This window comes from Micromonospora sp. PTRAS2, assembly GCF_054052245.1.
On sequence record NZ_JBSWBU010000008.1, the window covers coordinates 104,652 to 116,537 of the forward strand.

Annotated in this window: 8 protein-coding genes and 1 riboswitch; of the genes, 5 read left to right on the forward strand and 3 right to left on the reverse strand. The window is 71.2% G+C overall.

Going from position 1 to position 11,886, the window contains the following annotated elements:
- Positions 1 to 73: 73 nt before the first annotated feature.
- Positions 74 to 730 (reverse strand): TetR/AcrR family transcriptional regulator, encoded by a 657-nt coding sequence (locus ACVMYR_RS23435; protein WP_457122753.1) that lies wholly within the window; start codon positions 728 to 730, stop codon positions 74 to 76.
- A gap of 92 nt (positions 731 to 822) precedes the next feature.
- Here ACVMYR_RS23435 and ACVMYR_RS23440 point away from each other — a divergent pair, with 92 nt between their 5' ends.
- Together ACVMYR_RS23440 and ACVMYR_RS23445 are read left to right on the forward strand one after the other, a co-directional pair.
- Positions 823 to 2,040, forward strand: coding sequence for an acyl-CoA dehydrogenase family protein (locus ACVMYR_RS23440; protein ID WP_457122857.1), 1,218 nt, complete (start codon positions 823 to 825; stop codon positions 2,038 to 2,040).
- A complete protein-coding gene (locus ACVMYR_RS23445; protein ID WP_457122754.1) occupies positions 2,037 to 3,056 on the forward strand; it encodes a phosphotransferase family protein in 1,020 nt (339 codons plus the stop codon). The genes ACVMYR_RS23440 and ACVMYR_RS23445 overlap by 4 nt, the downstream gene beginning before the upstream one ends.
- Before the next feature lie 12 nt (positions 3,057 to 3,068).
- Here the strand turns inward: ACVMYR_RS23445 and ACVMYR_RS23450 are convergent, their stop codons facing one another.
- A complete protein-coding gene (locus ACVMYR_RS23450; protein WP_457122755.1) occupies positions 3,069 to 3,413 on the reverse strand; it encodes a hypothetical protein in 345 nt (114 codons plus the stop codon).
- A gap of 279 nt (positions 3,414 to 3,692) precedes the next feature.
- Here ACVMYR_RS23450 and ACVMYR_RS23455 point away from each other — a divergent pair, with 279 nt between their 5' ends.
- From ACVMYR_RS23455 to ACVMYR_RS23465, 3 genes are all read left to right on the forward strand, one after another.
- Positions 3,693 to 6,824 carry a glycoside hydrolase family 2 TIM barrel-domain containing protein gene (locus tag ACVMYR_RS23455; RefSeq protein WP_457122756.1) on the forward strand — a complete coding sequence of 1,044 codons (3,132 nt, stop codon included), beginning with the start codon at positions 3,693 to 3,695 and terminating at the stop codon, positions 6,822 to 6,824.
- Between the two features lie 166 nt (positions 6,825 to 6,990).
- A riboswitch (cobalamin riboswitch) is annotated at positions 6,991 to 7,201 on the forward strand.
- A 136-nt stretch (positions 7,202 to 7,337) separates the two neighbouring features.
- Positions 7,338 to 9,713, forward strand: coding sequence for a ribonucleoside-diphosphate reductase subunit alpha (locus ACVMYR_RS23460; protein ID WP_457122757.1), 2,376 nt, complete (start codon positions 7,338 to 7,340; stop codon positions 9,711 to 9,713).
- A 59-nt stretch (positions 9,714 to 9,772) separates the two neighbouring features.
- The gene (locus ACVMYR_RS23465) at positions 9,773 to 10,750 is read left to right on the forward strand and encodes a ribonucleotide-diphosphate reductase subunit beta (protein ID WP_228986740.1); all 978 of its coding nucleotides are present in this window, start codon (positions 9,773 to 9,775) and stop codon (positions 10,748 to 10,750) included.
- Between the two features lie 26 nt (positions 10,751 to 10,776).
- Here the strand turns inward: ACVMYR_RS23465 and ACVMYR_RS23470 are convergent, their stop codons facing one another.
- Positions 10,777 to 11,817, reverse strand: coding sequence for a LacI family DNA-binding transcriptional regulator (locus ACVMYR_RS23470; protein WP_431897325.1), 1,041 nt, complete (start codon positions 11,815 to 11,817; stop codon positions 10,777 to 10,779).
- Positions 11,818 to 11,886 lie beyond the last annotated feature (69 nt).

An 11,886-nucleotide genomic window follows, 5' to 3' on the forward strand; every position in this document is an offset into this window, starting at 1 on the left:
ACAGAGGGTTCCGTCTCGCTCGGCTGGAGAGTCCGGCCATTGTTTCCACCTGTTCCAGATGCTGTCAACAGGTTCAAATATGTGAACCGTCCTGGTGGTGGTGCCCCGCGATCCGCAGGGCCATCTCCCCGTACTGGCGGACGACCTCGTCCTCGGTGAACTCGCCGTCGGGCCGGAACCACATCGCCACGCCGATGCCCATGTCGAGAATCGCGTACGAGGCGAGCCGGGCCGACGGGACCCGGAACCGGCCGAGGTCGACGCCGTCGGTGATGAGCTGACGCAGCCGCCGCTCGTAGGTGGCGCGCCGGTCGAGAACGTCGCTGCGGTGCGGCTCGTCCAGGCTGTTGATCTCCCGGTTGCCGACGAACGCCTCCGCCGCGTGCCGGGCGTGGTATCGCACGTGGGCCTCGGCGGCCCGGCGCAGCCGGCTCTCGACGTCGGTGCCGCCGTCCAGGGCGGCCTGCTGGTCCTCCAGCAGCGCCGTCATGGTGCGCAGCATGATCCCGGCGAGCAGGTCCTGCTTCGAGCGCACGTGCTTGTACACGCTGGGGCCTCGAATTCCGGCGCGTTCGCCGATCTCGTCCATGGTGGTGAGCTGGTAGCCGCGGGCGGCGAACAGGTCGAGCGCTGCGGCCCGGACCCGCTCGCCTCGATCCGGCCGCCCGCCCGCAGGGGTGGGGGCGGGGCCGTGCGGGCGTGCCTGGTCGTCCATCTTCCGGGATTCCACCGGCACATGTTGACACGCCTGCGCGGGACTGCTTCCCTGGATCGGCTAGTGAGCGTTAGCTCAGGTTGATGGCATCGGAGGCAGCCTTGGCCGTGGATCTCACCCCCGACGACGCGGCCCGCTCCGTCGCCGAACGCACCCGGGCGTTCGTCCGGGGCACGGTGCTCGCCGTCGAGCGCGAGCACCGGGGCAGCGCCCATGCGCTGCCGGAGCAGGTGCGGCGCGATCTGCAGGCCGCGGCGAGACAGGCGGGCGTCTTCTGCCCGCACCTTCCCCCGCGGTGGGGCGGCCTGGGCATCGACCGGCGCGGGCAGGCGCTCGTGTTCGAGGAGGCCGGCTACTCGCTGTTCGGCCCGCTGGCGCTCAACATCGCGGCCCCCGACGAGGGCAACATGCACCTGCTGGCGGCGGTGGCCGACCCCGACCAGCAGGAGCGCTACCTCCGCCCGCTCGCGGCCGGGCTGATCCGTTCCTGCTTCGCCATGACCGAGCCGGCGCCGGGGGCGGGATCCGACCCGAGCGCGCTCGCCACCACGGCCCGCCCGGTGTCGGGTGGGTGGGTCCTGAACGGGCGCAAGTGGTTCACCACCGGCGCCGACGGGGCGGCGTTCGCCATCGTCATGGCCCGCACCTCCGGCCAGCCCGGCGACCGGGGTGGGGCGACGATGTTCCTGGTCGACACCGACGCCCCCGGGCTGGAGCTGGTCCGGACGATCGAGACCCTCGACGAGGCGATGGTCGGCGGGCACGGCGAGTTCGTGCTACAGGACTGCTTCGTCCCGGCCGACCGGGTCCTCGGCGCGGTGGACCAGGGGTTCGACAACGCCCAGGTCCGGCTCGCGCCGGCACGCCTGACGCACTGCATGCGGTGGCTCGGCCTGGCCCGCCACGCCCAGGACATCGCGCTGGACCGCGCGGCCGACCGGCGGGCCTTCGGGTCGGCGCTGGCCGACCTGGGCATGATCCAGCAGATGCTCGCCGACAGCGAGATCGAGATCGAGGCCAGCCGCGCCCTCATCCTGCAGGCGGCGTGGGAGCTCGACTCCGGGGGCCGCGCCGCGCAGTCCACCTCCGTCGCGAAGGCGTTCGTCGCGGAGGCGGTGTGGCGGATCGTCGACCGGTCGCTGCAGATCTGCGGCTCCCTCGGCGTCTCGGGTGACCTCATGCTCGGGCGCTACCTGCGGGAGGTGCGTCCGTTCCGGATCTACGACGGGCCGAGCGAGACCCATCGCTGGGCGATCTCCCGCCGGGCGGTCAAGCGCCGGGTCCAGGAGCGCGACGCGGCGGTGCGGGGAGCGCTGCCGGCATGACCGCCGACCTGCGTTCGCTGGACCTGCCCGCGCTGGAGGCGTACCTGGCCGACCGCATCCCGGGCCTCACCGAGGGCCTGCGGGTGGACTTCGTGGACGGTGGGCGTTCCAACCTGACGTACGCCGTCCACGCCGGCGACCGGTCGTGGGCGCTTCGGCGTCCTCCGTTCGGCACCATCGCGCCCTCGGCGAACGACATCCACCGCGAGTTCCGGGTCACCGCCGCCCTGGCCGGCTCGACCGTTCCGGTCGCGGCACCCGTGCTGTACTGCGCGGACCCGGCCGTGATCGGGGCGCCGTTCAGCCTCGCGGCCTGGGTGGACGGCGTGGTGATCCGCGACCCCGGGCAACTCGCCGTCCTCGCGCCGTCGACCGTGCGCGCCGTCGGGCATTCGATGGTCGACCTGTTGCTGCGGCTGCACTCCGTGGCGCCCGCGAGCGTCGGCCTCGACGCCTTCGGCCGACCGGAGGGCTTCCTGCTGCGACAGGTGCACCGCTGGAAGCGGCAGTGGGACGTCGTCGCGACCCGGCCGTCCGCCGACGCCGACGAACTGCACCGATGCCTGGCGGCCGCCGTGCCGCCGCAGTCCGCGCCGGGCATCGTGCACGGCGACTTCCGGCTGGACAACATCATCTACGCGGCGGACCTGTCCGGGGCGGCCGCGCTGCTCGACTGGGAGATGGCCACGATCGGCGACCCGCTCGCCGACCTGGGTCTGCTGCTGGTCTACACCGACCCGGTGTGCGCGCCCGTGCTGCCGCACGGCTGCCCGGTGACCGGCAGCGACCACTTCCCGACCCGCGACGAGCTGGTGGCGGGCTACGCCGCCGGCACGTCCCGCGACCTCATCCATCTGACCTTCTACGAGGCGCTGGGCTACTACAAGCTGGCCGTGATCGCGGAGGGCGTGCACCGCCGGTTCGTGGAGGGGATGACCGTCGGCTCCGGTTTCGAGACGGTGGGCGGTGCCGTGCCCGGCCTGCTCGCCGCCGGGCTGGCCCGGCTCGGCGGGTGATCCGGGCGCACCTCAGAAGCAGGGGAACGGGATGTTTGCGCTGGCGGTCTCGGCGCCGCTGACGACCGTCACCCGCACGACGGTGTCGGCGTACGCCGTGCAGTATCCGCTGCTCGACGGGCCCCGGTCGTCGTGGAAGACCGTGATCGGGATCAGCGGCTGCCACGTGTAGCGGTAGTCGCCGTCGCCGCCGGTGGCCGACGCGGTGCAGTCGAAGTCGCGCCACTGGCCGATGCCGAACTGGGCCTTGCACCGGCCGTCGACGGTCAGCGTGGTGGTGGCGGCCGGCGCGCCGACCATCGTGCCACCCAGTACGGTCGCGGCCAGGCCGGCGGCGACTGTCGTGATCAGGCTCATCGGGGCCTCCGATCGACATGCGTTCACGTCCGGACGGTGTGGCGCGGCGTGACCGCGCCTGAACCGACCGTACGGCCCGCCAGCCCGGACCGCAGGACGAGCTGCGCTATTCATCGACGTACTCCCATGTAACGATATTGACATCAGATGTCATACGAATTACGTTGGCGATGCTCCCGTCACCTCCGCCAGGCGGGGGAGCGCACGTGCCGCAGCAGCCCTGCCTGCACCCGGACGGCCCGGTTCTTCAACCCGCATTCCCGAGAGATGGGGAGGACAATGCGAAAGCTAGCCGCTGCCCTCACGGCGCTGGTCACCGCCGCCGCGCTCGTGCTGATCGGGCCGCCGGGACCGGCGTCCGCCGCCCCCTACGTTCCGCAGGGGTCCAACCGGTCCGTGCTCAACTTCAACACCAACTGGCTGTTCTCCGGTGACGTGCCCGGCGGGGCCGGGCAGGCCGTGGGGCTCGACGAGAGCGGCTTCGTCCCCGTGACCCTGCCCTACTTCCGGACCCATCCGCACAAGGGCTTCCCCAAGGGCGACTTCGAGGTGCCCGCCTCGTGGTACCGCCGCCACTTCACGCTGCCCACCCAGTACGCCGGCCGCCGGATCGCGGTCGAGTTCCAGGGCGTCGCGAAGGTCGCCGACGTCTACGTCAACGGCACCTTCGTCGGCCAGCACAAGGGCGCCTACACGTCCTTCACGTACGACGTCACGCCGTACCTCAACATCGGCGGCGCCGACAACGTGATCGCGGTGAAGGTCGACTCCATGACCCGCAACGACATCCCGCCGGAGGGCGGCGCGATCGACTACTACGTCTGGGGCGGGATCGTCCGCGACGTCAACATGATCGTCGCCGACCCGGTGCACGTGGACTGGACGTACCTCACCACGCCGAACACCAACACGGTGAACGCGCGGACCCGGGTGCGCAACGACAGCGCACAGTCCCGGTCGGTCACCGTCGTCACCCAGGTCGTCGACGCCACCAACAACGTCGTGGCCACCGGCACGGCCACCCAGACCATCGGCGCGCAGTCGGCCGTCGAGTTCGCCTACAACACCAGCACGATCGCCAACCCCACCGCCTGGCACCCGGACCGCCCGTACCTCTACACCGTCTACACGCAGGTGCGCGACGGCTCCACCTACGTGGACGAGCACAAGACCCGGATCGGCATCCGGAGCATCCAGTTCAACAAGAGCGACGGCAAGTTCTACATCAACGGCCAGGCGCTGAAGCTGCGCGGGCTCAACCGGCACGAGTCCTACCCCTACATCGGCCGGGCCGCGCCCAACCGGCTCCAGGCCAAGGACGCCGACATCATCAAGTACGAACTCGGCGCGAACATCGTGCGGACCTCGCACTACCCGCAGGACCCGGAGTTCCTCGACCGCGCCGACGAGATCGGTCTGCTGGTGATGGAGGAGATCCCCGGCTGGCAGCACATCGGCAACACCGCGTGGCAGGACATCGCGGTGGAGAACGTCCGCGAGATGGTGATGCGCGACCGCAACCACCCGTCGGTCGTGCTGTGGGGGGTGCGGATCAACGAGTCCGGCGACAACCACAACTTCTACACCCGCACCAACAACCTGGCCCGGCAGCTCGACCCGTCGCGTCCCACCGGCGGCGTGCGCAACTTCAAGGGCAGCGAGCTGCTGGAGGACGTCTACACCTACAACGACTTCTCCGGCACCGCGGAAGCGCCGACCGTGCTGCCGTGGCTGGTCACCGAGGCGGTCGGGCACACCTCCCCGCACAAGTCGTGGGACCCGGAGCAGACGCAGGTCAACACGATGCGGGTGCACCTGAACGTGCAGAACACCGCCGCCGGCAGGTCGAACATGGCCGGCGCGCTGGGCTGGGCGGCCTTCGACTACAACACCACGTTCGTGACCCCGCCGTCCTGCCAGGACTACACCTGCTACCACGGCGTCTCGGACATCTTCCGGATCCCGAAGATCGCCGCCGCCGCGTACGCCTCGCAGCGCGACCCGGCGCTGTACGGGCCGTACGTGTCGATCGCCAGCCAGTGGACGCCCGGCGTCTCCAGCGGCACCGTCTACGTCGGCGGCAACTGCCAGCAGGTCGAGCTGTTCGTCAACGGCGCGTCCCGCGGGCGCATCAACCCCAACGCGTACACGAGCCTGCCGCACCCGATGTTCCAGTTCACCGGGATCACCGTGAGCAGCGGGCAACTGCGGGCCGACTGCTGGATCGGCGGGCAGGTCGTGGCCACCGACACCCGGCACACCCCGGGCGCGGCGACCCGGCTGACGCTGACGGCCGACGACTCCGCGATCAAGGCCGACGGCGGGGACATGACCCGCGTCGTGGTCAAGGCCCTCGACAGCAACAACCAGGTGGTACCCACCAACAGCGCCCCCGTGTCGTTCACCGTCACCGGGCCCGGGGCGGTCGTGGGGGAGAGCCCGCTGGCCCTGGAGGCCGGCACCGGCGCGGTGTATCTCAAGAGCGCGCTGGGCCAGACCGGCGCGGTGACGCTGACGGCGTCGGCGCCGGGCCTGACGTCGGCGAACGTCACCGTGAACACGACCGCGTTCACCGACCCGATCGTGCCGACCAGCGGCGCGTACACGTTCGGCTTCCCGGTCGACGTCAACGACCGGCAGAGCTTCACCTACGCGGGGAGCTGGCAGGCCGTCGGGGACAACCAGACCTTCAGCAAGGACTACACCCGCAGCGGCACGGCCGGTGACACGGCCACCCTCACCGTCACCGGCAACCGCGTGGTGCTGTTCGGGGTGCAGGACCCGTCGCACGGCTCGGCCGCCGTCTCGGTCGACGGCGGCCCGGAGCAGACGGTCAGCTTCCAGGCGTCCGCCCGTCGCGGCAACGTGGCGCTCTTCAACAGCGGCACCCTCACCCAGGGGCAGCACGTCGTGCGGGTGCGGGTCGTCGGCAACGGCTCCGTCGCGCTGGACCGGGCGACCGTCGTGTCGGCCGCGCCGGCCGTGGTGGCGCCGCCCCCGGCGAACGGCGGCAACGGCCAGCAGGGCACCATCGTCGGCACCCAGTCCAACCGCTGCGTGGACGTGCCGAACTCGACGACGACCAACGGCACCCAGGTGCAGCTCTTCGACTGCGGCGGCGGCAGCAACCAGCGGTGGACCTACACGTCGAGCCGCCAGCTCCAGGTGTACGGCAACAAGTGCCTGGACGCCTACGGCCAGGGCACCAGCAACGGCACCACGGTCGTGATCTGGGACTGCAACGGCGGCAGCAACCAGCAGTGGAACGTCAACGCCAACGGCAGCATCACGGGCGTCGCGTCGGGGCTCTGCCTGGACGCCAGCGGCGCCGCCACCGCCAACGGCACGAAGATCGTCCTGTGGTCGTGCAACGGCGGCGCGAACCAGCAGTGGAGCCTGAAGACCTCCTAGCCGGCCGCAAACCCGGATCCGGGCCAGCCCGCGCACCTGCGGGCTGGCCCGTCGTCCGGCGGGTGGCCCGTGGTCGCCACTCACCTGGCGTGAGGGGAAAGTCACGCTGCGAGGCGACTCGCCCGACACATCATCTGGTGTTGCCATCTTCGCCTTGCGCCCATATATGGTGTCACCCGTAGCTGGTTCGGCCATCGGTCCACGGTGGTCGAGGCAAGAGGGAACCCGGTGTGATTCCGGGGCTGCCCCGCAGCGGTGAGTGGGAACGACCGCCGTCAACGAAGCACTGGGCCCGGCGGGGCCTGGGAAGCGACGGTCAGTAGGCACCGAGCACGACGCCCGCGAGTCCGAAGACCTGCCAGCGTGCCGCACGCGACGCGTGCGGCGGTCGAAGGCCGCGTGGGACGGCCGACGCCATCAGCCGGCAGCGGCGGCGGGTTGTGCCGTCGCGGGTGTCCGGCGGCGTCCTCCCGCGCGCCCTCGACCTCGGGGACGGGCTTGAGGAGGGCGAACATGAGCGCGACGCGCGAGCAGGCGGGGCCGGGGCAACGCCGGCACGTCATGCAGGTCCGTAAGCGGGACGGCGACACCGAGCCGGTGGACGTCAACAAGATCGTCGAAGCGGTGCAGCGCTGGGTCGCCGACCTGGACGAGGTCGACCCGCTGCGGGTGGCGACGAAGACGATCAGCGGCCTGTACGACGGGGCGACCACGGCCGAGCTGGACAAGCTGTCGATCCAGACGGCGGCGGAGCTGATCGGCGAGGAACCGCAGTACTCGAAGCTGGCGGCGCGGCTGCTGGCCGCGTACGTGGCCGAGGAGGTCCGCGGGCAGCAGGTGGAAAGCTTCAGCCAGTCCATCCGGTACGCCCACGGCCTGGGCCTGATCGGCGACGGCACGGCCGCCTTCGTGGCCGCCCACGCCCGCGAGCTGGACGACGCCGTCGACCCGGCCGGGGACCTGCGGTTCGAGTACTTCGGCCTGCGCACGGTCGCCGACCGTTACCTGCTGCGGCACCCGCAGACCCGGCTCGTGGTGGAGACGCCGCAGTACTGGCTGCTGCGGGTGGCCTGCGGGCTGTCGCAGACGGCGGGGGAGGCGGTCGACTTCTACCGCCTGATGTCCACCCTGGCGTACCTGCCCAGCTCGCCGACGCTGTTCAACTCCGGCACCCGGCACACCCAGATGTCGTCGTGCTTCCTGGTCGACTCGCCGCGCGACGAACTCGACTCCATCTACGAGCGCTACCACCAGGTGGCGAAGCTGTCGAAGTTCTCCGGCGGCATCGGCATCTCCTGGTCGCGGGTGCGCGGCCGGGGCGCGTTGATCCGGGGCACCAACGGGCGCTCGAACGGGATCGTGCCGTTTCTCAAGACGCTCGACGCCGGGGTGGCGGCGGTCAACCAGGGCGGCCGGCGCAAGGGCGCGGCCTGCGTCTACCTGGAGCCGTGGCACCCGGACATCGAGGAGTTCCTGGAGCTGCGGGACAACACCGGCGAGGAGTCCCGGCGCACCCACAACCTGAACCTGGCCAACTGGATCCCGGACGAGTTCATGCGCCGGGTCGAGGCCGACGGCGACTGGTCGCTGATCGACCCGTCCGACGCCCCCGAGCTGCCCGACCTGTACGGCGAGGCGTTCGACTCCGCGTACCGGGCGGCGGAGAAGAAGGCCGTCGGCACGGTCCGGGCCCGCGACCTGTACGGGCGGATGATGCGCACGCTCGCGCAGACCGGCAACGGGTGGATGACGTTCAAGGACGCGTCCAACCGGCTGTCCAACCAGACCGGCGAGCCGGGCAACGTGATCCACCTGTCGAACCTGTGCACCGAGATCCTGGAGGTCAACGACGACGCCGAGACGGCGGTGTGCAACCTCGGCTCGGTCAACCTGGGCGCGCACGTGGGTGCCGACGGCGTCGACTGGGACCGGCTGCGCGCGACCGTCCGCACGGCGGTGGTGTTCCTCGACCGGGTGATCGACATCAACTACTACCCGGCCGAGCAGGCGGCGGCGTCTAACCCGCGCTGGCGGCCGGTCGGGCTCGGGCTGATGGGCTTGCAGGACGCGCTGTTCACCCTGCGCCTGCCGTTCGACTCGCCCGAGGCCCGCGAGCTGTCGACCCGGGTGCAGGAGGAGATCTTCCTGACCGCGCTGGAGACCTCCGCCGGGCTCGCCGAGCGGTTCGGCCCGCACCCGGCGTACGCCCAGACCCGGGCCGCCAAGGGCGAGCTGCACCCGGACCTGTGGGGAGCGCGGGTCACGCAGCCGTCGCGGTGGGCCGCGCTGCGCGCGCGGATCGCCGCGCACGGCCTGCGCAACTCGCTGCTGGTCGCGATCGCGCCGACCGCCACCATCGCCTCGATCGCCGGCTGCTACGAGTGCATCGAGCCCCAGGTGTCCAACCTGTTCAAGCGCGAGACCATGTCCGGCGAGTTCCTCCAGGTCAACACGTACCTGGTCCGTGAGCTGAAGGCGCGCGGGCTGTGGACCCCGGCGATCCGCGAGCGGATCAAGCGGGACGAGGGCTCGGTGCAGGGCGTCACCGAGCTGCCCGAGGCGGTGCGGAGCCTGTTCCGCACGGCGTGGGAGCTGCCGCAGCGCGCGTTGATCGACCTGGCCGCCGCCCGCGCCCCGTACGTCGACCAGTCGCAGTCGCTCAACCTGTTCCTGAGCGCGCCGACCATCGGCAAGCTCTCCTCGATGTACCTGTACGCCTGGAAGTCCGGGCTCAAGACCACCTACTACCTGCGCTCGCGTCCCGCGACCCGCATCCAGCAGGCCACCGTCGCGGTCACCCCGGCCGCCGGGCCGGTCGTCGCCGTGAGCGCCGACGAGGCGCTGGCCTGCTCCCTGGAGAACCCCGAGAGCTGCGAGGCGTGCCAGTGACGACCGTTTCCGAACCCCGCTCCACCGCCGGCCAGCGGCACCTGCTGCTCGACCCCGGGATGGACCTGACCCTGCGGCCGATGCGCTACCCCCGGTTCTTCGACCGGTTCAAGGACGCGATCAAGAACACCTGGACCGTCGAGGAGGTCGACCTGCACTCCGACCTCGCCGACCTCGCCCGGCTCTCCCCGGCGGAGCAGCACCTGGTGTCCCGGCTGGTCGCGTTCTTCGCCACCGGCGACACGATCGTCGCCAACAACCTCGTGCTCAACCTCTACCAGCACGTCAACTCCCCGGAGGGCCGGCTCTACCTGTCCCGGCAGCTGTTCGAGGAGGCGGTGCACGTCCAGTTCTACCTCAACCTGCTGGACACCTACGTGCCGGACGAGCGGGAACGGTTCGCGGCGTTCGCTGCGGTGGAGAACATCCCGTCGATCGCCCGCAAGGCCGAGTTCTGCTTCACCTGGATCAACTCGATCCACGACCTGCGGGAGCTGCGGACGCGCGAGGACCGGCGGGCGTTCCTGCTCAACCTGATCTGCTTCGCCGCCTGCATCGAGGGGCTGTTCTTCTACGGCGCCTTCGCCTACGTGTACTTCCTGCGCTCGCGGGGGCTGCTGCACGGGCTGGCGTCCGGCACCAACTGGGTGTTCCGCGACGAGTCGATGCACATGGAGTTCGCCTTCGACGTGGTGGACACCGTACGCGCCGAGGAGCCGGAGCTGTTCGACGCGGAGCTGGAACGGCAGGTGCGGCAGATGCTGGCCGAGGCCGTGGAGTGTGAGGTGCAGTTCGCCGCCGACCTGCTGGAGCAGGGGGTGTCCGGGCTGTCGCTGGTCGACATGCGCGAGTACCTGCAGCACGTGGCCGACCGGCGGCTGGCCACGCTCGGCATCGAGCCGATGTACCACAGCCGCAACCCGTTCGCGTTCATGGAGCTGCAGGACGTGCAGGAGCTGTCGAACTTCTTCGAACGACGGGTGTCGGCCTACCAGGTGGGGGTGACCGGCACGGTCGGCTTCGACGAGGACTTCTGACCGGGCCTGCGCGGCGGCGACCGCCGCTAGGAGGCGATCGACGGCTGCCGCGGTCGCCGCCGCGCGGGCCGTGCGCTGGACTCCCGCACGACGAGCTCCGGCTGGAAGACCACGTGCCGGTGCTGGTGCTGCCCGGCGTTGTCGACCTCCTCCAGGAGCAACTGGGCGGCCGTGCGGCCGAGCTGCTCGCGGGGCTGCCGCACCGAGGACAGCGGCACCGCCGCGGCGGCCGCGTACTCGATGTCGTCGTAGCCGACGATGGCGATGTCCTGGGGGACCCGGATGCCCTGCCGGGTCAGCTCCTGGAGCACGCCGAGGGCGATCAGGTCGTTGGCGCACATCACGGCGGTGGGCCGGTCGGCCGCGGGTAGGGCGGTGAGCTCGCGGGCGGCGGACCGGCCCGCGCCGACGGTCAGGTTCGGGGTCGTGACGTTGATCAGCTCCGCGTTGCCCTCCAGCGCCTGGGTGACGCCCGCGCGCCGGTCGGCGACCTGCGCGATGCTGAGCGGGCCGCCGACGAAGGCGATCCGCCGGTGCCCCTGCTCGACCAGGTGGTCGCCGGCGAGGCGACCGCCGAGCACGTCGTCGACTGCCACCGAGCACAGGCTGTGTCGGCCGGCTCCCCGGTCCACCAGCACGACGGGGGTGCCCCGGCGGATGAGCTGCTCCAGCCGGGAGCCACGCGAGTCGTCCACGGGGGTGATCAGCACCCCGCGTACGCGCTGCTCCTCCAGCAGCTCCAGGTGCCGACGCTCGCGCTCGTCGTCGTCGCCGCTGTTGCACACGACGACCATCACGCCGTGCTTGTCGACGGCGGCCTCGGCGCCCCGGATCACGTCGGTGAAGAACGGGTTGGTGACGTCGAGCACCACGATGGCGATCTGGCGGCTGCGCCCGGCGCGGAGCTGCCGTGCCGAGTCGTTGCGGACGTACCCCAGCTCGGCGATGGCGTCCAGGACGCGCCGCCGGGTGGCCTCGGCGACCAGGTCGGGCCGGTTCAGCACGTTGCTCACCGTGCCGATGGACACCCCGGCGTGGCGCGCGACCTCCTTGATGCTGGCCGTCATCGCCCTCGCTCCTCGTCGCCTTGCCAGCCGGTCGCCGTCAGCCGGCGGCACCGGTGCGACCCCGGCAGG

Excerpts from the sequence above, each read along its gene's own strand:
- ACVMYR_RS23445 (WP_457122754.1), top strand. The coding sequence starts at position 2,037 with ATGACCGCCGACCTGCGTTCGCTGGACCTGCCCGCGCTGGAGGCGTAC.
- ACVMYR_RS23450 (WP_457122755.1), bottom strand. The coding sequence starts at position 3,413 with ATGAGCCTGATCACGACAGTCGCCGCCGGCCTGGCCGCGACCGTACTG.
- ACVMYR_RS23455 (WP_457122756.1), top strand. The coding sequence starts at position 3,693 with ATGCGAAAGCTAGCCGCTGCCCTCACGGCGCTGGTCACCGCCGCCGCG.
- ACVMYR_RS23460 (WP_457122757.1), top strand. The coding sequence starts at position 7,338 with ATGAGCGCGACGCGCGAGCAGGCGGGGCCGGGGCAACGCCGGCACGTC.
- ACVMYR_RS23465 (WP_228986740.1), top strand. The coding sequence starts at position 9,773 with ATGGACCTGACCCTGCGGCCGATGCGCTACCCCCGGTTCTTCGACCGG.
- ACVMYR_RS23470 (WP_431897325.1), bottom strand. The coding sequence starts at position 11,817 with ATGACGGCCAGCATCAAGGAGGTCGCGCGCCACGCCGGGGTGTCCATC.